The sequence below is a fragment of the Janthinobacterium sp. LS2A genome (genome assembly GCF_036543145.1).
GTDB classification, from domain to species: Bacteria; Pseudomonadota; Gammaproteobacteria; order Burkholderiales; family Burkholderiaceae_D; genus Janthinobacterium; species Janthinobacterium aestuarii.
This window is the reverse complement of the sequence record NZ_JAZHPB010000009.1, coordinates 223,725-245,191: the sequence shown is the minus strand read 5'-3', so window position 1 is coordinate 245,191 and position 21,467 is coordinate 223,725. Positions and strand designations below refer to the sequence as shown.

The following is a 21,467-nucleotide window of genomic DNA, read 5'->3' as shown; positions in this document are numbered from 1 at the left end:
GCGCCGCCTGGGCGGCGCGTCTGTTCTTATTAAATACCGGCAGGGCTGCGCGTATGCCAGTCCGTCACTTGCTGGAACTGGTGGGCGACGTTCAGCAGCCTGGCTTCGCCAAAATAATTGCCGATGATTTGCAGGCCGACGGGGCGCTTGCTGTTTTTCTCGCCTTCGCCGAAGCCGCAAGGGATCGACATGCCGGGCAGGCCGGCCAGGCTGGTCGACAAGGTGTAGATGTCGGCCAGGTAGTTCGCCACCGGGTCGTCCGTCTTGTCGCCCAGGTCCCAGGCGACGGTCGGCGCGACCGGTCCCATGATGACGTCGCAGACGGCGTTCGGGCCATTCAGGACGGCGTCGAAATCCTGCGCGATCAGGCGGCGGATCTTTTGCGCTTTCAGGTAGTAGGCGTCGTAATAGCCGTGGCACAGCACATAGGTGCCGACCATGATGCGGCGCTGCACTTCTGGGCCGAAGCCCTGGGCGCGCGACTTCTTGTACATGTCCTGCAAATCCTTGTACTCGGTGGCGCGGTGGCCGTAGCGCACACCATCGTAGCGCGACAGGTTCGACGACGCTTCGGCCGGGGCGATCATGTAGTAGGCGGGAATCGACAAGGCCGTATTCGGCAGCGAGATGTCGACCAGAGTGGCGCCCAGCTTTTCATACTGCGCCAGCGCGCCGCGCACGGCCGCTTCCACGTCCTTGGCCAGTCCTTCGCCGAAGTATTCGCGCGGCACGCCGATGCGCAAGCCCGTGAGGGGTTGATCGAGGTCGCGCGAAAAATCTTCCGCCACGCCGCCCTGTTCCGGCGACAGGCTGGTCGAATCGCGTTCGTCGAAGCCGGCCATGGCACTCAAGAGCAAGGCGCAGTCTTCGGCCGAGCGGGCCATCGGGCCGCCCTGGTCCAGCGACGAGGCAAAGGCGATCATGCCGAAGCGCGAGACGCGGCCATACGTCGGCTTGATGCCGGTGATGCCGCAAAACGCGGCCGGCTGGCGGATCGAGCCGCCCGTGTCGGTGCCGGTGGCCGCCGGCGTCAGGCCGGCCGCCACGGCGGCGGCCGAGCCGCCCGACGAGCCGCCGGGCACGGCGTGCTTGTCCCACGGATTCTGTACGGCGCCGAAGGCGGAGTTCTCATTGCCGGAGCCCATGGCGAATTCATCGCAATTGACCTTGCCCAAGGTGACCATGCCGGCCGCCTGGAATTTTTCCACCACGGTGGCGTCAAACGGGCTGGCGTAGTTGGCCAGCATTTTCGAGCCGGCCGTCGTGCGCCAGCCTTTGGTGACGAACAAGTCCTTGTGCGCGATCGGCACGCCGGTCAATGGTGTGGCCGTGCCGGCGGCGATGCGCGCGTCCGCTTCGGCCGCTTGCGCCAGGGTCAGGGCACGGTCGACGTGCAAAAAGGCGTTCGAGTTGTCCGCTTCGATGCGGTCGAGGAAATGCGTCGCCAGCGCAACGGCGGAAATTTCCTTGTTCTGCAAAAGCGTGGACAGCTGTTTGATGGATTTTGTATGCATGGCGTTTCTATTTTGATATTCGGCAAAAAGGCGGGAACAACGCAGCGGCGTGTTTATTCGATGACCTTGGGGACCAGATACAAGCCATCTTGTACCTTCGGCGCCACGGCCTGATAGGCGTCGCGGCGGTTCTGTTCCGTGGCCAGGTCTTCGCGCAGGCGCAGGGCGATATTGTCCATGTGGGCGGCCAGCGGGTGGCTCAGGGGCGCCACGCCATCGGTATTGACGGCTTGCATTTGTTCTGCCAGTGCAAAAATCTTGTTCAATTGGGCCAAAGACGTGACGGCCTGGTCGTCGGCCATTTCAAGTTGGGCCAGGTGGGCGATGCGTTTTACGTCGGAGAGTGTCAGGGACATGGCGAATGGCGCGGAGTGCCGCGCATTAGTATTAAGTTGGCGTTTTGATAAAACGCGGGTATTTACTGCTATTTTGCTCACAAAAATCGAGGAATGCCGCGTAACTCGCGGCTGCAAGAGTCGCACTTTTCCATGGTTTTTGAGCAAATCGCATTCAAATTATAAGGTAGAATGGCGGGTTAATGCGTTGCCGGCGCTGATGGACCGCTGCCGCAGCATAGAAAAGATTGCGCAAGCGCCAAGCGAAACCCGAAAAAATCGCCTCCACGGATTTTCAGGGTGCCTGAAAGCGCCCGCTTTGAAACTCCCCATAAACAGCTTTTGCGCAGCTCGATGCGCTACAGGACACTCATGTTTGGTTTTTTACGCAGGTATATCTCCACCGATCTGGCCATTGACTTGGGCACGGCCAACACCCTTATTTATGTACGCGGCCTCGGTATCGTCCTGGACGAGCCATCCGTCGTCGCCATCCGTCAGGAAGGCGGTCCGAATGGCAAGAAGACCATTCAGGCAGTCGGCAAGGAAGCCAAGCAGATGCTGGGCAAGGTGCCGGGCAATATCGAAGCAATCCGTCCGATGAAAGATGGCGTGATCGCCGACTTCACCGTGACCGAGCAGATGCTCAAGCAATTCATCCGCATGGTGCACGACTCGAAATTCTTCCGTCCATCGCCGCGCATCATCATTTGCGTGCCTTGCGGTTCGACCCAGGTCGAACGCCGCGCGATCCGCGAATCGGCCCTGGGCGCCGGCGCTTCGCAGGTGTACCTGATCGAAGAACCGATGGCAGCGGCCATCGGCGCGGGCTTGCCCGTGTCGGAAGCGACCGGCTCGATGGTGGTCGACATCGGCGGCGGCACCACGGAAGTGGGCATCATCTCGCTGGGTGGCATGGTCTACAAGGGTTCCGTGCGCGTGGGCGGCGACAAGTTCGATGAAGCCATCGTCAACTACATCCGCCGCAACTACGGCATGCTGATTGGCGAACAGACGGCCGAAGCCATCAAGAAAGCCATCGGTTCGGCTTTCCCTGGTTCGGAAGTGAAGGAAATGGAAGTCAAGGGCCGCAACTTGTCCGAAGGCATCCCGCGCTCGTTCACCATTTCCAGCAACGAGATTCTCGAAGCGCTGACCGACCCCCTGAACAACATCGTCTCGGCCGTGAAAAACGCGCTGGAACAGACGCCGCCGGAACTGGGCGCCGACATCGCCGAAAAAGGCATGATGCTGACGGGCGGCGGCGCACTGCTGCGCGACCTGGACCGCCTGCTGATGGAGGAAACCGGCCTGCCGGTGCTGGTGGCCGAGGACCCGCTCACCTGCGTGGTGCGCGGTTCCGGGATGGCACTGGAACGTATGGACAAGCTCGGCTCGATCTTCTCCTACGAATAATCTGACAGAAGGGCCGGAAACCAATCCGGCCTTTTTTTGGTTTTGGCGCCGGCGTTTGACCGGGGCCTGCACGTTGGCGCACTGCGCCTGGCCTGATCATTGGAAGTCATGGAATACAGTCCTCCGCCACTTTTCAAACAAGGCGCCTCTGCCCGCGTCAAGATGATGGTGTTCGCCGGCATTTCTATCGCCCTGCTGCTGGTCGATTCGCGCATGCACGCGCTGACGGCCGTGCGCCAGGCAGTCGGCACCGTGCTGTATCCGGTGCAGATGGCGGCCCTGGTGCCGCGCGATGTGGCGCTTGGCGTCGGCAATTACTTTTCTTCGCTGTCCGCCCTGGAAAAACAGGTGCGCGACCTGAAGCACGAACAGATCGCCTCGGCGCAGATCCTGCAGCAGGCGCAGCTCAACATCGTTGAAAACAACCACCTGCGCAAGCTGATGGAAGCGCGCGAGCGCGTCCCCGTCAAGACCATGATGGCCGAAGTGCTGTACGACACGCGCGATTCGGCCACGCGCAAGATCGTGCTCGATCGCGGCATCCAACATGGCGTGGAACTGGGCCGCCCCGTGATCGACAACCTTGGTGTGGTGGGACAGGTCACGCGCGTGTTCCCGTTCACCTCCGAAGTGACTTTGCTGACCGATGAAGAGCAGGCCATTCCCGTGCAGCTGCTGCGCAATGGCGTGCGCAGCGTGGCCATCGGGCGCGGCAAGTCCGGCACCATGGAGCTGCGCTTCACGGCCCCCAGCGCCGACATCCAGATCGGCGACATCGTCATTACCTCGGGCCTCGACGGCCTGTACCCGGCTGGCCTGGCCGTGGCGCGCGTGACCCTGGTCGAGCGCAATGCGCATGGCCCGTTCGGCCGCGTCGTGTGCCAGCCGCTGGCCGGCATCGAACGCAACACCCAGCTGCTCATTTTGATGACGTCGCCCGAGATTCCGCCGCGTCCGCCCGCTGAAGATATCAAGACGGGCCGCAAGATTGCCGGCAAGATGGCGCCGATCAAGGACCCTGCCAAGGAGGCTGCCGCTGCGGCAGCGCCTGCCGCCAAGCCGCCTGCCGCCAACGCGGCTGCGCCCGTGCCCGCAAAACCTGCGACGCCAGCGCCCGCACCTGCCGCCGTGCCACCGAAGGAAGCGACACGATGAACCGCCCGCATTACATCCTGCTGCCGGTCAGCCCCCTGTTCATCGGCTTTTCCCTGCTGTGCGCTTTTCTGCTGAACCTGCTGCCATGGGGGCAGTTCGTCGGCGTACCCGATTTCGTCGCGCTGGTGCTGGTCTTCTGGGGCATCCACCAGCCGCGCAAGGTCGGCATCGGCGTGGCCTTCTTCATGGGCCTGATGATGGACGTGCACGACTCGACCCTGCTGGGCGAGAATGCGCTGGCCTATACCTTGCTGTCGTATTTCGCCATCATGATGCACCGCCGCGTGCTGTGGTTCCCCATCATGACGCAGGCGCTGCACGTGCTGCCGCTGCTGCTGCTGACGCAGGCACTGCAATTGCTGACGCGTTTGATCGTCTCGGGCCGCTTCCCCGGCTGGCTCAATTTCATCGAGAGCTTCGTCGCCGTCGCCCTGTGGCCCATCGTCACGTGGATCTTGCTGGCACCGCAGCGCCGCGCCGTGGACCGCGACCATAACCGGCCGATCTAACGAGCGCCTGCCATGACTGAACTCAAGAACACCGAGCGCGAACTGCATTTTTTCCGCATGCGCCTGACCATTCTGGGCGCGCTCGTCTTCGTCTGCTTTTCGCTGCTGCTGGCGCGCTTCATCTGGCTGCAGGTGATCAAGCACGAGGACTATGCGACCAAGGCTGAAGACAACCGCATCGCCGTGGTACCCATCGTGCCCACGCGCGGCCTGATCCTCGACCGCAACGGCGTGGTCCTGGCGCGCAATTACTCGGCCTATACGCTGGAGATCACGCCGTCGAAACTGAGCGCCAGCCTCGATTCCGTGATCGACGAGCTGTCGACCCTGGTGCAGATCGACATCAAGGACCGCCGCCGCTTCAAGAAGCTGCTGGAAGAATCGAAGAACTTCGTCAGCGTGCCGCTGCGCACGCGTTTGACGGACGAGGAAGTGGCGCGCTTCACGGCGCAGCGTTTCCGCTTCCCAGGCGTCGAGGTGCAGGCGCGATTGTTCCGCCAGTATCCGATGGGCGAAGTGGCCTCGCACGTGGTGGGCTTCATCGGCCGCATCAACCGCAATGAAGCCAAGGGGCTGGAAGAGGGCGAGGACGCGGCCAACTACAACGGCACCGACCATATCGGCAAGGAAGGCCTGGAAAAAAGCTACGAAAAGCAGCTGCACGGCACCACCGGCTACGAAGAAGTGGAAGTGTCGGCCGGCGGGCGCGCCATGCGCACCCTGTCGCGCACGGCGGCCACCCCCGGCAACAACCTGATCCTGTCGATCGACATCGAACTGCAAAAAGTGGTCGAGGAAGCGTTCGGCGAATGGCGCGGCGCGGCCGTGGCCATCGACCCGGCCACGGGCGACATCCTCGCCTACGTGTCCAAGCCCGGCTACGACCCGAACCTGTTCGTCGACGGTATCGACCAGCAAAGCTGGAACGAACTCAATACCTCGCTGGACCGGCCGATGGTCAACCGTCCCCTGTCGGGCACCTACGCGCCCGGCTCGACTTTCAAGCCTTTCATGGCGCTGGCCGCGCTGGAACTGGGCAAGCGTACGCCGAGCCAGTCGATTTCCGATCCTGGTTTCTTCATGCTGGGCGGGCATATGTTCCGCGACGATAAAGTCGGCGGCCATGGCACGGTGGACATGCACAAATCCATCGTCGTCTCGTGCAACACCTATTATTATCAGCTGGGCCGCGACATGGGCATCGATGCCATTCACGACTTCATGAAGCCGTTCGGCTTCGGCCAGCTGACGGGCATCGACCTGAATAACGAAAAGACGGGCGTGCTGCCGTCGACGGAATGGAAGCGCAACCGCTTCAAGACGCCGCAGCAGAAAAAATGGGTGGGCGGCGACACGATTTCGGTGAGTAACGGCTCCGGCTACAATTCCTACACGCCGCTGCAGATCGCCCACGCGACGGCCAACCTGGCCAACAACGGCGTGGTGATGAAGCCGCATCTGGTGAAGATCATCGAAGACGCCGCCACGCGCGCGCGCACCCTGACGGTGCCGAAGGAAAGCTACCGCATTCCGCTCAAGCAGGAAAACATCGACACCATCAAGCGCGCCATGGTGGGCGTGACCAGCGAGCAGGGCGGCACGGCCGCGCGCATCTTCACCGGCGTGCAGTACACGGTGGGCGGCAAGACGGGTACGGCACAGGTGGTGGGCATCAAGAAAAACGAGAAGTACAATGCCAAGCTGCTGGCCGAGCGCCTGCGCGACAACGCCTTGTTTACGGCCTTCGCGCCGGCCGACAAGCCGCGTATCGCGATCGCCATCGTGGTGGAAAACGCGGGCTTCGGCGCCGGCGTGGCCGCACCGATCGCGCGCAAGGCGCTCGACTACTACCTGCTGGGCAAGCGTCCGAGCGACAAGGAAAGGGACACCACCAAGGTGCCCAAGGAAGATGTCGACGAAGTGCGCACCCTGGAAGAAATCACGGACGAGCAGGCCGCCCCGGCACCTGCCAGGCAATAAGGAAGCACATGCCCATTAACGAGAGGCGCTCGCTGTGGCGGCGCGCCAAACCCTACCTGGCGGTGTTCGATCCGCCGCTGATGATCATCATTCTGATGCTGCTCAGTACCAGCTTGCTGACCCTGTATTCGGCCAGCATCGGCATTCCCGGCAAGATCGAGGACCACTTGCGCAACATCCTGCTGTGCTTTTTTGTCATGTGGGTGGCGGCCAATGTCACGCCGCAGATGATGATGCGCATCGCCGTGCCCGTGTACACGGTATCGGTGATCCTGCTGGTGGCCGTGGCGCTGTTCGGCACCATCAAGCTCGGTGCGCGGCGCTGGCTGCATATCGGCGTGATCGACATCCAGCCGTCCGAATTCCTGAAGATCGCCACGCCGTTGATGCTGGCCTGGTTCTTCCAGCATAATGCGGGCGCCCTGCGCTGGAAGTCGTTCCTGATGGCGGCCGTGCTGCTGCTGGTGCCAGTCTACCTGATCGCGCGCCAGCCCGACCTGGGCACGGCGCTGCTGGTGGTGGCGGCCGGCTTTACCGTCATCTTCCTGGCCGGCCTGTCGTGGAAGGTGCTGGCCGGCTTGCTGATCACCTTTGTGTCCTGCCTGCCGATCGCCTGGTCGCACCTGCATGATTACCAGCGCGACCGCGTGATGATGCTGATCGACCCGACCAAGGACCCGCTGGGCAAGGGCTTCCATATTATCCAGTCCATCATCGCCATCGGTTCCGGCGGCATGACGGGCAAGGGTTGGACGCACGGCACGCAGGCCCACCTGGAATTCGTTCCGGAGCGCACGACCGATTTTATTTTTGCCGTATATTCCGAGGAATTCGGCCTGGTCGGTAACTTGATCCTGATGCTGATGTATTTGCTGCTGGTGGGACGGGGGATGATGATCGCCGCCAACGCCCCCAGTTTTTTCACTCGCCTGCTGGCAGGAGCGATAACTATGATTTTCTTTACGTATGCCTTTGTAAACATGGGCATGGTCAGCGGCATCGTGCCGGTGGTCGGCGTCCCCCTCCCATTCCTCAGCTATGGCGGCACCGCGCTGCTGACCCTGGGCGTGGCCACCGGTATCCTGATGAGTATTCAGCGCCACCGCAAGCTGGTGCAGACCTGATGCGGGCGCCTTTCGACACCTTCGCCATGCGCGGATTGAGCCTGGCGGTCTTGCTGACCCTGGCCGCCTGCGGCACCACGCCGCAAAAGTCCGCATCGAATAACGTGCCGCTGCCGTCCGGCGGCAAGGTCAAGGTGCCCGTGCGCCAGGATCCCACCTTGCCGGTATTGCCGGCGGCCGGCTCCGGGCGCGGCGGCTACTACAAGGATGACGGTCCCGGCGACAATCCGCCGGCCAACCTGCGCGACGTACCCGACGCGGAAGTGCGCAACGAGCCGTATTCGACGCGCTCGAACCGCCCGTATGTCGTCTTCGGCAAGACCTACACGCCGATCACCGACAACGAACCGTTCAAGCAGAAGGGCACGGGCACCTGGTATGGCAAGAAGTTCCATGGCCAGCGCACCTCGTCGGGCGAAATCTACGATATGTACAAGATGACGGCGGCCCACCCGACCTTGCCGATTCCATCGTATGCGCGCGTGACGAGCATCGACAGCGGCCAGCAGGTGATCGTGCGCATCAACGACCGCGGCCCGTTCCACGCCACGCGCGTCATCGACGTGTCCTATACGGCGGCGCTGAAACTGGGCTTCCTTGGCAAGGGCAGCCACCAGGTGGTCGTCGAACGCCTGCTGCCGGCCGATATCGACGCCATCCTGGCCGCTCGCGCGGCGCCGAAGCCGGTGCCGTCGGTGGTGGCCAGGTCGATCGATACGCCGGCCGACAGCGAACCGGAAATGCGCGCCGTGGTGCAGCCTGAAATCACCGCGCTGTCAGCGGTCGATGCCACCGTGGCCGCGCCCGCGCCAGCGGCGCTGGCCACCGGCTTCTACCTGCAGCTGGGCGCCTATTCGCGTGCGGACAATGCGGAAGCGGGCCGCGCGCAACTGGCGCCGTATGCGCAAACGCTGGGCAATCTCGATGTGGTGCCGGCCGGCCCGTTGTTCCGCCTGTACGGCGGACCGTTTACGAGCCGCACCGATGCGGCGCGCGCGGCGGCCAGCCTGCCGGCGTCGGCGGGTGTCAAACCGATCGTCATTGAGAGGTAAGCGTAGGTCGGATTAGCGGGGCCGCCGAGGTGTGCAAGCGCGTAATCCGACACTATGGTTGGCGTCGCTGGCGTCGTCGGATTACGCGCAAGCGCTAATCCGACCTACCTGGCTGGCATCAAGCTGATCGTCATTGAGAGATGAGCGTAGGTCGGATTAGGCGCAAGGCGCCGTAATCCGACGCGATTGTCAGCAGTTATTTACAGGAGCGCAGTTCCTGCTCCGGGAACTGCGTTTTGATTTTTTCCAGCCGCGCGCGCGTGGCCGCGTCGAGGTCGCGGAACTGGTAAGCGAATTGCTTGCTGGCGCTGTAGCGCGGCGCGATGCGGGCGCTGTGCACGCCCTGTTTGTTGAGCATTGCCAGCTGGCTTTGCGCGCTCGTTTCCGACTTGAACACGCCCAGTGAAATGCCCCAGCGCAGCGGGCTGCTTTCATTCATGATGAAGTAGTTCGTCACGCCCAGCTGCTTCAATTCGCCGGCCTTGCGGTCGGCGCCTTCCTTGCTTCCCTGCGGCGGGATATACACCATGTAGCTGGAAATGTCCTGGCCGGCCACGTTGCGGCGCGACTGGCGGTCGCCCAGGTCCAGCGCGGCCAGTTGCGCTTCGAAGCGGCGGCCGTCGGCCAGCAGGAAATTGCCCACTTCCGTACACGCATACGATGGCGGCGCCGCTGGTGCGGCCGCTGCCGGTGCCGCGCCGTCGGTGGCTGGCGGTGCGGCAGGCGCCGTGGCCTGCTCCTGCGTCAGCAAGGTGAGCTTGCTCGCCTGAAGCTGGTTTTTCAGGCGCGCCGGTTCGCGCATCTCGGTGCGAAAACTGCCCAGATAACCCTGGCCGATGGCCAGCACCAGCAGGTTGACGCCGGCCAGCAGCCAGAAGACGAATTTCAGCATACGTGGTTTCCTTGTGTTCCTGCGGCCCCGGCGCGCGCGGCCGCCTGCAGGCCGATCATGACGATATTGTCGACCAGGTGCAGCGGCACCGCCAGCGCCAGGGCCGGTGCGATGCGCGGCGCGGCGCCGCCCGACAGCAGGCAGGCGCTGGCGCCGTGCATGCGCACGGCCCGTTCGATGGCGCCCGCCTGGGCCGCCAGGCAGCCGGAGAGGATGGCGTCGTCCGTGTTGTCGGCAAAGCCGGCCGGCAGCATGGCGTCGCCGGCGATTTGCGGCAGCTGCGCCGTATTGCGCGCCAGCGAACTGGCCATCAGTCCCAGTCCCGGCAAGATCATCCCGCCGAGGAAAACGCCGTCGGCGGTGACGGCGTCGATGGTGGTGGCGGTGCCGCAATTGGCGACGATGACGGCCTGGCCAGGCGCCAGCGCCTGCGCACCGATGGCGGCGGCAAAACGGTCGCAACCCAGCTGCGACGGCGCGCGGTAGCCATTCGTCAGGCCCGCCAGCTGCGGCAGCGAGACAAAGTCACGCGGCGCGACCGGCAGCATGGCGCGCAGGCGCGTGCCGATATTGGTGCCCGCCACGTTCGACAGCAGCGCCTCATGGATGGCCAGTTGCGCCCATTGCGCGGCCAGGGTATCGATCTGCGCATGCGCGACGGCGCCGCTGGCCAGCCAGCCTCCGGCGGCACTGTCGGCGGCCACGAGTGCCCATTTGATGCGCGTATTGCCAGCGTCGATCAGCAGCAGCATGTGCTTACTCCCCCAGCAGGCGCAAGGACACGTCGCCGGACATGACTTCCTGCAGGCCGCCATCGGTGCGCAGCAGCAGCCGGCCCAGGTGATCCACGCCGGCCGCCACGCCTTGCTGCAGCAGCTGGCCGTTGTCGAGGATTTTCACGTGCTGGCCCTGCCAGGCATGCAGCAGGTTCCAGCGCTCCGTAAACGGCGCAAAGCCCGTGTCGTCGAATTCTGCCAGCACGCCGGCCAGGCGGCTGAGCAGCGCGGCCACCAGGGTATTGCGTTCCATCTGCGCCAGCCAGGGCACGGCCGAGACGCTGCGGCCGATTTGCCGTTCCAGCGCATCGGGCATCAGCAGATTGATGCCGCAGCCGATGACGGCCCACACGCCGCCGTCGGGCGCCTGCTGCGTTTCGACGAGGATGCCGGCCAGTTTATGGCCATCCTTGAGCATGTCGTTCGGCCACTTCAGCTGCACCGGCACGCCCAGCGAGGACATGGTTTCGGCCAGCGCCACGCCGACGGCCAGCGGCAATCCCACCAGTTGATGCAGCGGTCCCTTGAAGCGCCAGGCCAGCGAGAACATCAGGCTGGCGTCCGCCTGCGACACCCACGGCCGTCCGGCGCGCCCCCGTCCGGCAGTTTGCTGGCCGGCGATGCGCAGGGTGGGGCCTGCCAGGGTGGCGCAGCGCGCCAGCAAGTCGGCGTTGGTCGATCCCGTTTCGTCGACCACCTCTATGCATACGTGGGCGGCGCCCGTGGCGCAATGGGCGGCGATGGCCGCGCTGTTCAAGTCTGAGTGCTTCGTCATGGTGATAGGGTCAGTTGCGCGCCTTGTGCGGCGCATTCGCGAAGGCCCGGTCGTAGACGGCATTGGGCAGCGCGCGCAGCAGCTTGGCGACGACGCCCATCTGCCACGGGATCACGCGGTAGCTGTCGCCGTCGGCGATGGCGCGCGCGGCGCGCACGGCGAATTTTTCGGCCGGCATCAAAAAGGGCATGCGGTAGGCGTTGTGGCGCGTCATCGGCGTGTCGATGTAGCCGGGCGTGATGGTGACGACCTTGATGCCCGCCGGTTTCAATTCCAGGCGCAGCGATTCGCAGTAGCTGATGACGGCCGCCTTCGAGGCGCTGTAGGCTTCGGCGCCGGGCAGGCCGCGGATGCCGGCCACGCTGCCGATGCCCACCAGGTGTCCGCTGCCCTGGCTTTTCATGGCGGCGATGAAGGGCGCGAAGGTGGCGACGGTGGCCGTGACGTTGATGGCGATGAGGCGCGCGAAGGCGTCGAGGTCTTCCGCGTGTTCGCTCAGGGTGCCGTACGACACGCCGGCGCTGGCGATGACGATGTCGATGCCGCCGGCATGGGCGATGAAGTCATCTGCCGCGCTTTTCAGGGCGGCGTGGTCGCACACGTCGACGGCATAGGCGCGGTGGCGTTCAGGGTGGGGCAGGGAAGCGATCAGTTGCCGCAGCGTGTCGCCGCGGCGGGCCAGCAAGCCCAATTGGGCGCCCTGGCGCGCGTACTTCAGCGCCAGGGCGGCGCCCAATCCGCTCGACGCGCCCGTGATGAAAACGCGTTGCATCAGGCGATGCCCGGGCGCGCCAGGGTAGTGGCCATGCTTATTTCTTTTCCGCTTTGGCTTTCGCGACCAGCACGTCCATCACGGTGAGCGCCTGGGCGTTCAACTGCTCTTCGTTCTTGGCCGACTTGCTGCCTTGATCGGCTTGCGAAGGCGACGTGATGTAGCGGCCGTCGATGGCGATCATGGGCCAGAACGTCACGTTATAGCCCTGCATCATGGCATCCGCACGGCGCACGCGGGCCGAGATGCCCATCGAACGGTAGGTGTCGATGAATTTCTGGCGGTCCACGCCCTGCTTGGCGACGAAATCGAAGACGGCATCGTCGGTGTTCAGGCGGTTGCGTTCCACATGCATGGCGTGGAAGACGCTGGTGTGCAGCTTGTCGACCAGGCCCATGGCTTGCAGGGTGAAGAACAGCCGCTGCTGCGGCGCCACGCTCTCGTCGCGCGACACGTGCACGCGCTTGAAGACGATGTTGTCGCCCTGTTTCTTGACCCAGGCCGCCAGTTGCGGCTCGAGCACGTTGCAATGCGGGCAGTAATAGGCGAAGAATTCCGTCACTTCGATTTTCTTGCCCGATTCCGTCGCCTGCGGCGTGGGCAGGGTTTCGTATTCGACGCCGTTCTTCGGGTCGGCCGGCGAGGCCGATGCGCCCATGGCGGCGGTGCACAGTGCGGCGGCGATCAGGATGTTCTTCAGAAAACGCATGCTGGTTCCTTATTTTTGGTTGCGGACGACGGCGACGTCGATACCGTTTTCAGACAGTTTGGTGCGTGCGCGGTTCATCGCTTCGAGCTGGTTGAACGGCCCGATGCGCACGCGGTGCAGCACGCCGGCGTCGGTGCTGCGGTCGCTGATGGCCGCTTCGAAGCCGAGCAGCGCCAGTTTGCCGCGCGTGCTTTCGGCGTCCGACATGTCGTGGAAGGCGCCGGCCTGCAGATAATAAATCCATTTGTCGCTGGCTGCATCGGCCTTGGCCTCTTTCACGTCGGCCTTCGCTTGCGGTGCTGGCGTCGCTGGTGCCGCCGCTGGCGTTTTCGGCGCCGGCTTGTCTTTCAACGTACCGATCAATTCCTGCAGCGCATCCGGTGGCGGCGCCTTCGGCTGCTGCGCTGGCGCGGGCGCCGGTGCTGCCGGCTGCGTCGGCGTGACGATCTCGCGTGGCTCCTTGGAGAAGTCGCGCGCCGCTTCCTTGGCCGCTTCCTTGTTGCCGTACATCGGCTTGTTCGGGTCGGCGATCTGGCCGGCCGTCGGTTCGGCCGATTTGCCGGCCTTGCCCGACTTGTCGGTGAACGGCGAGGCGCCCTTGGTGATCACCAGGGCGACCACGACGGCGATGCCCAGGCCGATGACCAGGCCGATGATGATGCCGACCAGGGTATTGCCCTGCTGGCGCCGGGACGAAGAGAAGCGGGAAACATGATTCATTGACTGTTTGACCTTCGCGATTACATTTTGTTTGGCGCGGACACGCCGATCAGTGCCAGGCCGTTGCGCAGTACCTGGCGCGCGGCGATGACGAGAGCCAGGCGGGCCATCTTGACGGCTTCGTCCTCGACCAGCACTTTTTCGGCGAAGTAGAAGCTGTGCAGGTTGGCGGCCAGGTCGCGCAGGTAGAAGGCGACTTGATGCGGTCCCAGTTCCGCTTGCGCGCGCGCCAGCATTTCCGGATAGGCGGCCAGGGTCGCCAGCAGGGTCGCTTCCGTCGGCGCCGTCAGGGGAGACAGGTCAACGCCGGCAACCGTGCTTTCATCGCCGCCCCAGTTTTCCAGGATGCGGCAGATGCGCGCATGCGCGTACTGCACGTAATAGACGGGGTTTTCATCGGTGGTTTTCAGCGCCACGTCGACGTCGAAGACGAATTCCGTGTCGGCCTTGCGCGAGATCAGGAAGAAGCGCACGGCGTCGCGGCCCTTGGCGATGTCGCCGCCGCCCGACCATTCGATCAGGTCGCGCACGGTCACGTAGGAGCCGGCGCGCTTCGAAATCTTGACTTCTTCGCCGTCTTTCATGACGGTGACCATCTTGTGCAGCACGTAGTCGGGGTAGCCTTGCGGGATGCCCATGTCGACGGCCTGCAGGCCGGCGCGTACGCGTGCGATGGTGCCGTGGTGGTCGCTGCCCTGGATATTGATGGCCTGCACGAAGCCGCGCTGCCATTTCACCAGGTGGTACGCGACGTCCGGCACGAAATACGTGTAGGTGCCGTCCGTCTTGCGCATCACGCGGTCCTTGTCGTCGCCGAAGTCGGTGGTGCGCAGCCACAGCGCGCCATCCTGCTCGTAGGTGTGGCCGGCCTTGATCAGGGTTTCGACGGCGCTGTTGACCTTGCCGTCCGCGTACAGCGACGATTCCAGGTAGTAATTGTCGAACTTCACGCCGAACGCCTGCAAGTCGATGTCCTGTTCGTTGCGCAGGTAGGTGACGGCAAACGGGCGGATCGAGTCGATGTCTTCCACGTTGCCATTGGCCGTGGCAGGCTGGCCATCGCTGGCCGAGACGGTCTTGCCGGCCTTGAAGTCGTTGGCGATATCGGCGATGTAGTCGCCGTTGTAGGCGGACTCGGGCCATTCGGCGTCGCCGGGCTTGAAGCCGCGCGCGCGCGCCTGCACGGAATTGGCCAGGGTCTGGATCTGCACGCCCGCATCGTTATAGTAGAACTCGCGCGTCACTTGGTAGCCTTGCGCGTCGAACAGCGAGGACAGGGCGTCGCCCAGGGCCGCTTGGCGGCCGTGGCCCACGTGCAGCGGACCGGTCGGGTTGGCCGAGACGAATTCCAGGATGACTTGCTTGCCGGCGCCTGCCGTGCTGCGGCCATAGCTGTCGGCCTCGCCCAGGATGGTTTTCACGACGGCCTGCTTGGCGGCGTTTGACACGCGCACGTTGATGAAGCCGGGACCGGCTATTTCCACTGCCTCGACCAGGCCCTTGCCGGCCGGGTTGGCCAGCACGGCCGTCACGATGGTTTGCGCCAGTTCGCGGGGATTCTGTTTCAGCTGCTTGGCCAGTTGCATGGCGATATTGCAGGCGACGTCGCCATGCGATGCATCGCGTGGTCGCTCGAGCACCACGGTAGGCTCGAGCGTAGTGCCGGCCAGGACGGGAGCGAGGGCGGCCTGGAACAGGGCGATGATTTCTTGTTTCTGTTGGGCGAGCATGAGCAGGATGGCGGTGGAACCGCGTTAAGAATGAATAGAATGAATCAAAAAGCAAAACGGACGGCAAGTACACAAGCCGCCCAGACTGCGTTAATTATACTGGTTTGCCGCCGGGAACAATACGCCAGCCGGCAGTGTTCCCGTGCTGGCGCGTTTCACGATATTATCAGGACAGCATGCCCATGTTGGTGCGCGAAAACATCAGCATGGTGCATTCTGCTTGTATATATGCAGTTTTTTGCCGCAATTTACAGGTATCGCTGCAATCGCTTGGGCCAGAGGGCGCCACAAACGCTACAATCGACCCTTTATTGATGACGCGCGGCCGCGACTTTGCCTCCATGCAGCCCGCCGCGCGCAGCCACACCGGATAACTATGAACAAGCGCCCCACGCTGAAATTGAAAACCAAGCCGGCGCCAGGCCAGGCTCCTGCCGTACCGAAATTGCGTCCCAGCTACCATCCCGACCTGAAACCGGTCTTGCAGCCAGGCTTCCAACCCGATTTGCGCGCCGACTCGCTGGCGTTTTGCCTGCTGGGCGCGGCCAATGCCGTAGCGCAAGTGCGCACGGGCACGGCCCTGCCGCAGGCGCTGGCCAAAGTGTTTACGCAATCGAACGCCAGCCCGCAGGCGCGCGGCGCCATCCAGGATATTTCCTACCGTACCATGCGCCAGCTGGGCCGCAGCGAAACCCTGGTCGGCCTGATGACGTCGAAGGCGCCCGAGCCGCCGATGCTGGCCGCCTTGCTGTGCTGCGCGCTGTCCTTGATGTCGGCCGAGCCGGGCGAGCAGCCATACGAAGAATTCACGGTGGTCGACCAGGCCGTCACGGTCGCCACGTCGCACCCTGACCTGGCGCACGCCAAGGGCATGGTCAACGCTGTCTTGCGCCGTTTCTTGCGCGAGCGCAAATCCTTGCTGGAAGCGGCCCTGCAGCAACCGTTGGCGCAATGGAATTATCCGCAGTGGTGGATCGACTCGCTGCGCCTGGCCTATCCGCGCGACTGGCAAGCCATTTTGACGGCCGGCAATGCCGTGCCGCCATTGACCCTGCGCGTGAATCGCCGCAAGAGCACGGTCGAAGCGTATCTGGCCGTGCTGGCGGAAGCGGGCATCGCCGCGCGCCAGGTGGGACCGTTCGCCGTGCGCCTGGACAAGCCGATCGGCGTGGCCCTGATCCCCGGCTTCGAGCAGGGCGTCGTTTCCGTGCAGGATGCTGGCGCGCAACTGGCCGCGCCGCTGCTGGACTTGCAGGACGGCATGCGCGTGCTGGACGCTTGCGCGGCGCCGGGCGGCAAGACCTGCCACATCCTGGAACTGGCCGACGTGCAAGTGACCGCCATCGACGCGGACGCCAAGCGTTTGCCGCGCATCGCGGAAAATCTCGAGCGCCTGGGCCTGGACGCCACCCTGAAGGCGCAGGATGCGCAATCGAGCGCGTGGTGGGACGGCCAGCAGTACGACCGCATCCTGGCCGACGTGCCGTGCACGGCCTCTGGCATCGTGCGCCGCCATCCCGATATCCGCTGGTTGCGCCGCAAGGGCGACGCGTTCCAACTTGCAACACTTTCATCCAAAATTCTGGACAACCTGTGGCAGATGCTGCGCCCCGATGGTAAATTGCTGTTCGTGACATGTTCATTGTGGCCGCAGGAGTCCGAGGCACAGGCGGCGGCATTTGCGGTGCGCAATAATGCGACCCGATTGACAGCGCCTGGCCAGCTGTTGCCGACCGGCAGCGCGGAGCAGGACCACGACGGTTTGTTCTATGCGCTATTCCAAAAAAATGCGGCTTGAGCGATTCGTCGAACCTTATCCTACGGACTACACCGGCACACCTGTGACAACACGACTCTTCCGACTCCTGGCCCTGCTGCTGATGCTGGCATGTACGATGCCACGCGCGCATGCCGCCGATATGGTCGAGATCACCCGTGCCTACATCGAGGCTAGCGAAGAGGGCTACAAGCTGGCCGCCACATATTCCTTCGAGCTCAATCACGACCTTGATGATGCCGTGCAGCATGGCGTGCCGCTGTTTTTCACGACGGAAATCGAACTGACCCGGCCCCGCTGGTACTGGTTCGATGAAAAGGCCATCGTGGCGCGCCAGACCAGCCGGCTGTCGTACAACGTGCTCACGCGCCAGTACCACGTGTCGGGCGGCGGCTTGCAGCAAAGCTTTGCCACGCTCGACGATGCGCTGTTCCTGATCCGCCGTCCCAGCCGCTGGCTGGTGGCGCGGCGCGGCGAACTGAAAGTGGGGCAGACGTATAACGTCACCTTGCGCATGGGCATGGACCGCGACTACCTGCCCAAGCCGATACAGGTCAATGCCTTCAATAACAGCGACTGGCGCCTGGCTTCGAATAAAAAAACCTTTTTGTATACGGCGGAGTAGTGAGTCAAGCATTGCGCTATCTGCTGGTGGTGGGCGGCGGCATTGTCAGTATCCTGCTGTTCCTGCTGGCGTCGGCTTCCGACAATTCCGGCTTTTTCGACCGTTACTACACCTGGCTGCTGGGCCTGAACGCGGCCGTCGCCGTCTCCCTGCTGGCGCTGGTGGGCATTTCCCTGGCCCGCCTGTACGCGCGCTACAAGAGCGGCAAGTTCGGCTCCAAGCTGATGACGCGCCTGGTGATGCTGTTCGCCGCCGTCGGCATCCTGCCGGGCCTCGTGATTTTCCTTGTCTCCGTGCAATTCGTCTCCCACTCCATCGAATCCTGGTTCAACGTCAAGATCGAAGCGGCGCTGGAATCGGGGATTGAGCTGGGCCGTGCCGGCCTCGATGCGGCCCTGGTCGAGCTCGACCACCGGGGCCACAAGGCCGTCGAAGAAATGGGCGCCGACCCGGTGGCCGGTCCGGCCGTGCTGACCAGCCTGTTGCGCGAGGAGGGCATGCAAAACGCCATGCTCGTCAGCGGCGACGGCGTGTTGCTGGCCAGTGCCGGGCCGCACAGCGCGGCCGACTTGCCGACGCCGGCCATGCTGGTGCAGGCGGCCTCGCCGGCCGGCTATGCCTCGGCCGAAGGGGGCTTGGAATTGCACGATGATGGCACGGAGTCGGGCGGCGGCGGTTTCCGCTCGGGCCTGCCGGCGTCGCTGGAAACGGCGGCCAGCCTGCGCCTGCGCGTGCTGGTGGCCGTGCCGGGCCCCTCCGTCTCGCCCCGCTACCTGCAACTGCTGCAGGCGGTGCCGCCCAAGCTGGCGACGAATGGCGAAGTGCTGCGCGCCGCCTACAGCGAATACAAGGAACGTTTCGTCGCGCGCGTGGGTCTGCGCAAGATGTACATGGAAATCCTCACTTTGACCTTGCTGCTGGCCATCTTTGGCGCCATCGGCAGCGCTTTCCTGATCGCGGGCAACCTGGCCCAGCCCCTGCTGCTGCTGGCCGAAGGCACGCGCGCCGTGGCCGAGGGCGACCTGTCGCCGCGCCCCATCGTCGCCACCAAGGATGAACTGGGCACCCTGACGCAGTCGTTCAACATCATGACGCGCCAGTTGCTCGATGCGCGCACGGCCGTGGAAAGCAACCGCGCCGCGCTGCAAAACGCCAAGGCCCACCTGGAATCGGTGCTGGCGAACATGTCGGCCGGCGTGATGGTGCTCGACGGCGACTTCAAGCTGGTGACCTGCAATGAATCGGTCGAGCGCATCCTCCAGCATTCGGGCACGAGCATGGTGGGCCAGCCGCTGGCGCATATTGCTGGAATGGAAGAATTTGGCGGCGCCATCATCAGCGCCTTCACGGCGCAAAGCGCGCAATCGGCGTCGGGCCGCAACCAGCAGCGTCTGCACTGGCAGCGGCAGATCGAGATTCCACGCCGCCTGGGCAGCAGTGCCGACGAGCATGACATCACCTTGCTGGCGCGCGGTTCGCGCCTGCCGCTGGAGTCCGGCAGCGGCTACATCGTCGTGTTCGATGATATTTCCGACGTCATTTCCGCACAGCGCTCGATCGCCTGGGGCGAGGTGGCACGCCGCCTCGCGCATGAAATCAAGAATCCGCTCACGCCGATCCAGCTGTCGGCCGAGCGCCTGCAGATGAAGCTCGAAGGCAAGCTGGAGCAGCCCGATGCGGATTTGCTCAGCCGCGCCACCACCACCATCGTCAAGCAGGTCGATGCGATGAAGCGCATGGTCGACGACTTCCGCGACTATGCGCGCACGCCGCCGGCCGTGCTCACGCCGCTGCGCCTGAACGAGCTGATCGAAGAGATACTGAACCTGTACCTGCGCGGCGACGATGGCGACATCATCCACCCGCTGCTGGCGCCGAATCTGCCGATGGTGATGGGCGATCCGACCCAGTTGCGCCAGGTGATTCACAACCTGCTGCAGAACGCGCAGGACGCCATGGCCGACCTGCCGCCGGACTCGCCGCATCCGCGGATTGACGTGAGGACGGAAGCAATTCATTATCGCAGTGCGGACGGCGGCGTGAATATCGCCGTGCGGCTGGCCATCACGGACAATGGTCCTGGTTTTGCACCCAAAATCCTGGCGCGCGCGTTCGAGCCGTATGTGACCTCGAAGGCCCGCGGCACGGGATTGGGCCTGGCGATGGTAAAGAAAATTATCGATGAACACGGCGGACGCATCGATATCGAGAACCGGGTCGACGGCAATGGCGCTTCGGTGGTCATTTTGCTGTTAAAGTTAGCTCCCGACGCTCCTGCCCAGGAATTCCTGGCGTGAGGGTCTGGTTTAGTATTTAAAACACTAATAAAATCATAGTTGTCCGCCGCGTGCATCTTGTGCGCGACGGCCGGCGAAATGAGGAAGGCAAGACACGAATGGCAAACATACTCGTAGTGGATGATGAAATGGGTATCCGTGAGTTGCTCTCGGAAATTTTGGGCGACGAAGGACATGCTATCCAGCTGGCCGAAAATGCGCAGCAGGCGCGCGAAGCGCGTGCCGCCGGTGCGCCGGATCTGGTATTGCTGGATATCTGGATGCCCGACACCGATGGCGTCACCTTGCTCAAGGAGTGGCAGCGCGATGGCTTGCTGACCATGCCGGTGATCATGATGTCGGGCCACGCCACCATCGATACGGCGGTCGAGGCGACGCGCATCGGCGCCATGAACTTCCTGGAAAAACCGATTGCCCTGCAAAAACTGCTGAAGGCGGTCCAGCAAGGCTTGACGCGGGCCCAGGAAACCGTGCGCGCGCCGAGCGTGGCGCCGCGTCCCGTGGCGCCCGTGGTGGCCGAGGAAAGCAGCCATCCCGTGCCCAGCTTTGGCGGCAGCGCGCCGCAACAGCTGATGGTGCGCCCAGGCATCGCCGTACCGGCGGTGGCCGAAGGCCATGGCTACAACCTGTCGTTCGACTTGCCGCTGCGCGAGGCGCGCGATGCGTTCGAGCGCATGTATTTCGAACACCACCTGGGCCGCGAAGGCGGCAGCATGACCCGCGTGGCGGAAAAAACGGGCCTGGAACGCACCCATCTGTATCGCAAGCTGAAACAGCTGGGCGTCGAACCGGGCAAGCTGGCCAAGAAAGGCCTGTGACGTCAGCCGTACGGCGTCCGACGCCGCTGACCCTGGTCAGCGGTGGTCGCGCCGCCGAGCGCGAGGCGGCCATCGCGCAGGCCTTGCAGCCTGGCCACGCGACTGCCGTGATCCTCGAGGGGCTCTCCGACGGCAACGCCATCCTGGCCGACCTGGCCGAAGAAATTTCCCCTTCCTCATCGTTTCCATTGCAACTGTTGCGCATCGCGCCCGGTTGCCTGTGCTGCAGCGGCAATCTCGTATTGCGTGTAACATTAAATCGTCTGCTGCGCCATCCACCCGCGCGCCTGTTCATCAGCCTGGCCGACGCCTCGCATATCGAACAGCTGCGCACCTGGCTGACCGCCAGTCCCTACGATGTCCTGCTGGCGCTGGAAGCAGACTTGATTGTTTCTTCAACGTAGCTTCCTGATCGCCTTACCGCAGTCGCAGTTTGCATCTCGTTACAACTCTGTAGCCCGCAGGGTGGCATTGCCGCTTGAAATGGCGGC

Annotated in this window: 20 protein-coding genes; 11 read left to right on the top strand and 9 right to left on the bottom strand. The window is 63.8% G+C overall.

The window, feature by feature from the left end; all coding sequences use genetic code 11:
- Window positions 1-29: 29 nt before the first annotated feature.
- Both gatA and gatC read right to left on the bottom strand, forming a co-directional pair.
- On the bottom strand, window positions 30-1,514 hold the full coding sequence (gene gatA, locus V3C40_RS23680; protein WP_331778678.1) for an Asp-tRNA(Asn)/Glu-tRNA(Gln) amidotransferase subunit GatA: 1,485 nt from the start codon (window positions 1,512-1,514) through the stop codon (window positions 30-32).
- Between the two features lie 53 nt (window positions 1,515-1,567).
- Entirely contained in the window at window positions 1,568-1,870 is a 303-nt protein-coding gene (gene gatC, locus V3C40_RS23675) for an Asp-tRNA(Asn)/Glu-tRNA(Gln) amidotransferase subunit GatC (protein WP_034749369.1), read from the bottom strand.
- A gap of 351 nt (window positions 1,871-2,221) precedes the next feature.
- On the opposite strand from gatC, the gene V3C40_RS23670 reads away from it, so the two are divergent.
- The 6 genes from V3C40_RS23670 (at window position 2,222) to V3C40_RS23645 (ending at window position 9,085) form a co-directional block, all read left to right on the top strand.
- On the top strand, window positions 2,222-3,265 hold the full coding sequence (locus V3C40_RS23670; protein ID WP_010393186.1) for a rod shape-determining protein: 1,044 nt from the start codon (window positions 2,222-2,224) through the stop codon (window positions 3,263-3,265).
- A 108-nt stretch (window positions 3,266-3,373) separates the two neighbouring features.
- Window positions 3,374-4,420 carry a rod shape-determining protein MreC gene (gene mreC / locus V3C40_RS23665; protein WP_331778677.1) on the top strand — a complete coding sequence of 349 codons (1,047 nt, stop codon included), beginning with the start codon at window positions 3,374-3,376 and terminating at the stop codon, window positions 4,418-4,420.
- Entirely contained in the window at window positions 4,417-4,929 is a 513-nt protein-coding gene (mreD, locus tag V3C40_RS23660) for a rod shape-determining protein MreD (protein WP_034749354.1), read from the top strand. The genes mreC and mreD overlap by 4 nt, the downstream gene beginning before the upstream one ends.
- 12 nt (window positions 4,930-4,941) lie before the next feature.
- Window positions 4,942-6,909, top strand: a complete 1,968-nt coding sequence (mrdA, locus tag V3C40_RS23655) for a penicillin-binding protein 2 (RefSeq protein WP_034749351.1) — start codon at window positions 4,942-4,944, stop codon at window positions 6,907-6,909.
- 8 nt (window positions 6,910-6,917) lie between these two features.
- The gene (gene rodA / locus V3C40_RS23650; RefSeq protein WP_034749348.1) at window positions 6,918-8,033 is read left to right on the top strand and encodes a rod shape-determining protein RodA; all 1,116 of its coding nucleotides are present in this window, start codon (window positions 6,918-6,920) and stop codon (window positions 8,031-8,033) included.
- Window positions 8,033-9,085 (top strand): septal ring lytic transglycosylase RlpA family protein, encoded by a 1,053-nt coding sequence (locus V3C40_RS23645; protein ID WP_051990990.1) that lies wholly within the window; start codon window positions 8,033-8,035, stop codon window positions 9,083-9,085. Before rodA ends, V3C40_RS23645 begins: the two co-directional genes overlap by 1 nt.
- A 196-nt stretch (window positions 9,086-9,281) precedes the next feature.
- On the opposite strand, the gene V3C40_RS23640 is transcribed toward V3C40_RS23645, so the two are convergent.
- The 7 genes from V3C40_RS23640 to argS are packed head-to-tail and all read right to left on the bottom strand — an operon-like array spanning window position 9,282 to window position 15,459.
- Window positions 9,282-9,977 carry an SPOR domain-containing protein gene (locus V3C40_RS23640; RefSeq protein ID WP_331778676.1) on the bottom strand — a complete coding sequence of 232 codons (696 nt, stop codon included), beginning with the start codon at window positions 9,975-9,977 and terminating at the stop codon, window positions 9,282-9,284.
- Complete coding sequence (locus V3C40_RS23635; RefSeq protein ID WP_331778675.1) at window positions 9,971-10,729, bottom strand: type III pantothenate kinase; 759 nt, start codon at window positions 10,727-10,729, stop codon at window positions 9,971-9,973. Before V3C40_RS23635 ends, V3C40_RS23640 begins: the two co-directional genes overlap by 7 nt.
- A gap of 4 nt (window positions 10,730-10,733) precedes the next feature.
- Complete coding sequence (locus V3C40_RS23630) at window positions 10,734-11,528, bottom strand: biotin--[acetyl-CoA-carboxylase] ligase (protein ID WP_331778674.1); 795 nt, start codon at window positions 11,526-11,528, stop codon at window positions 10,734-10,736.
- A 10-nt stretch (window positions 11,529-11,538) separates the two neighbouring features.
- The gene (locus V3C40_RS23625; RefSeq protein WP_331778673.1) at window positions 11,539-12,300 is read right to left on the bottom strand and encodes an SDR family oxidoreductase; all 762 of its coding nucleotides are present in this window, start codon (window positions 12,298-12,300) and stop codon (window positions 11,539-11,541) included.
- 37 nt (window positions 12,301-12,337) lie between these two features.
- The gene (locus V3C40_RS23620) at window positions 12,338-13,009 is read right to left on the bottom strand and encodes a thiol:disulfide interchange protein DsbA/DsbL (protein WP_034749335.1); all 672 of its coding nucleotides are present in this window, start codon (window positions 13,007-13,009) and stop codon (window positions 12,338-12,340) included.
- A gap of 9 nt (window positions 13,010-13,018) precedes the next feature.
- The gene (locus V3C40_RS23615) at window positions 13,019-13,729 is read right to left on the bottom strand and encodes an SPOR domain-containing protein (RefSeq protein ID WP_331778672.1); all 711 of its coding nucleotides are present in this window, start codon (window positions 13,727-13,729) and stop codon (window positions 13,019-13,021) included.
- Window positions 13,730-13,749: 20 nt separating this feature from the next.
- Complete coding sequence (argS, locus tag V3C40_RS23610) at window positions 13,750-15,459, bottom strand: arginine--tRNA ligase (protein ID WP_139091763.1); 1,710 nt, start codon at window positions 15,457-15,459, stop codon at window positions 13,750-13,752.
- Between the two features lie 376 nt (window positions 15,460-15,835).
- On the opposite strand from argS, the gene rsmB reads away from it, so the two are divergent.
- The 5 genes from rsmB to V3C40_RS23585 all read left to right on the top strand — a co-directional run bounded on the left by rsmB (window position 15,836) and on the right by V3C40_RS23585 (window position 21,380).
- Entirely contained in the window at window positions 15,836-17,257 is a 1,422-nt protein-coding gene (gene rsmB, locus V3C40_RS23605) for a 16S rRNA (cytosine(967)-C(5))-methyltransferase RsmB (RefSeq protein ID WP_331778671.1), read from the top strand.
- 97 nt (window positions 17,258-17,354) lie between these two features.
- The gene (locus V3C40_RS23600; protein ID WP_331778670.1) at window positions 17,355-17,861 is read left to right on the top strand and encodes a DUF4390 domain-containing protein; all 507 of its coding nucleotides are present in this window, start codon (window positions 17,355-17,357) and stop codon (window positions 17,859-17,861) included.
- Window positions 17,861-20,158 (top strand): sensor histidine kinase, encoded by a 2,298-nt coding sequence (locus V3C40_RS23595; RefSeq protein ID WP_070301613.1) that lies wholly within the window; start codon window positions 17,861-17,863, stop codon window positions 20,156-20,158. The genes V3C40_RS23600 and V3C40_RS23595 overlap by 1 nt, the downstream gene beginning before the upstream one ends.
- 98 nt (window positions 20,159-20,256) lie before the next feature.
- Complete coding sequence (locus tag V3C40_RS23590; protein ID WP_034749318.1) at window positions 20,257-20,976, top strand: response regulator; 720 nt, start codon at window positions 20,257-20,259, stop codon at window positions 20,974-20,976.
- The gene (locus V3C40_RS23585) at window positions 20,973-21,380 is read left to right on the top strand and encodes a GTPase (RefSeq protein ID WP_331778669.1); all 408 of its coding nucleotides are present in this window, start codon (window positions 20,973-20,975) and stop codon (window positions 21,378-21,380) included. The genes V3C40_RS23590 and V3C40_RS23585 overlap by 4 nt, the downstream gene beginning before the upstream one ends.
- Window positions 21,381-21,467 lie beyond the last annotated feature (87 nt).

Excerpts from the sequence above, each read along its gene's own strand:
- V3C40_RS23635 (WP_331778675.1), bottom strand. The coding sequence starts at position 10,729 with ATGCTGCTGCTGATCGACGCTGGCAATACGCGCATCAAATGGGCACTC.
- gatC (WP_034749369.1), bottom strand. The coding sequence starts at position 1,870 with ATGTCCCTGACACTCTCCGACGTAAAACGCATCGCCCACCTGGCCCAA.
- V3C40_RS23640 (WP_331778676.1), bottom strand. The coding sequence starts at position 9,977 with ATGCTGAAATTCGTCTTCTGGCTGCTGGCCGGCGTCAACCTGCTGGTG.
- V3C40_RS23615 (WP_331778672.1), bottom strand. The coding sequence starts at position 13,729 with ATGAATCATGTTTCCCGCTTCTCTTCGTCCCGGCGCCAGCAGGGCAAT.
- argS (WP_139091763.1), bottom strand. The coding sequence starts at position 15,459 with ATGCTCGCCCAACAGAAACAAGAAATCATCGCCCTGTTCCAGGCCGCC.
- V3C40_RS23645 (WP_051990990.1), top strand. The coding sequence starts at position 8,033 with ATGCGGGCGCCTTTCGACACCTTCGCCATGCGCGGATTGAGCCTGGCG.
- gatA (WP_331778678.1), bottom strand. The coding sequence starts at position 1,514 with ATGCATACAAAATCCATCAAACAGCTGTCCACGCTTTTGCAGAACAAG.
- V3C40_RS23670 (WP_010393186.1), top strand. The coding sequence starts at position 2,222 with ATGTTTGGTTTTTTACGCAGGTATATCTCCACCGATCTGGCCATTGAC.
- rsmB (WP_331778671.1), top strand. The coding sequence starts at position 15,836 with ATGAACAAGCGCCCCACGCTGAAATTGAAAACCAAGCCGGCGCCAGGC.
- mreD (WP_034749354.1), top strand. The coding sequence starts at position 4,417 with ATGAACCGCCCGCATTACATCCTGCTGCCGGTCAGCCCCCTGTTCATC.
- mrdA (WP_034749351.1), top strand. The coding sequence starts at position 4,942 with ATGACTGAACTCAAGAACACCGAGCGCGAACTGCATTTTTTCCGCATG.
- V3C40_RS23630 (WP_331778674.1), bottom strand. The coding sequence starts at position 11,528 with ATGACGAAGCACTCAGACTTGAACAGCGCGGCCATCGCCGCCCATTGC.
- rodA (WP_034749348.1), top strand. The coding sequence starts at position 6,918 with ATGCCCATTAACGAGAGGCGCTCGCTGTGGCGGCGCGCCAAACCCTAC.
- V3C40_RS23590 (WP_034749318.1), top strand. The coding sequence starts at position 20,257 with ATGGCAAACATACTCGTAGTGGATGATGAAATGGGTATCCGTGAGTTG.
- V3C40_RS23620 (WP_034749335.1), bottom strand. The coding sequence starts at position 13,009 with ATGCGTTTTCTGAAGAACATCCTGATCGCCGCCGCACTGTGCACCGCC.
- mreC (WP_331778677.1), top strand. The coding sequence starts at position 3,374 with ATGGAATACAGTCCTCCGCCACTTTTCAAACAAGGCGCCTCTGCCCGC.
- V3C40_RS23625 (WP_331778673.1), bottom strand. The coding sequence starts at position 12,300 with ATGCAACGCGTTTTCATCACGGGCGCGTCGAGCGGATTGGGCGCCGCC.
- V3C40_RS23600 (WP_331778670.1), top strand. The coding sequence starts at position 17,355 with ATGCCACGCGCGCATGCCGCCGATATGGTCGAGATCACCCGTGCCTAC.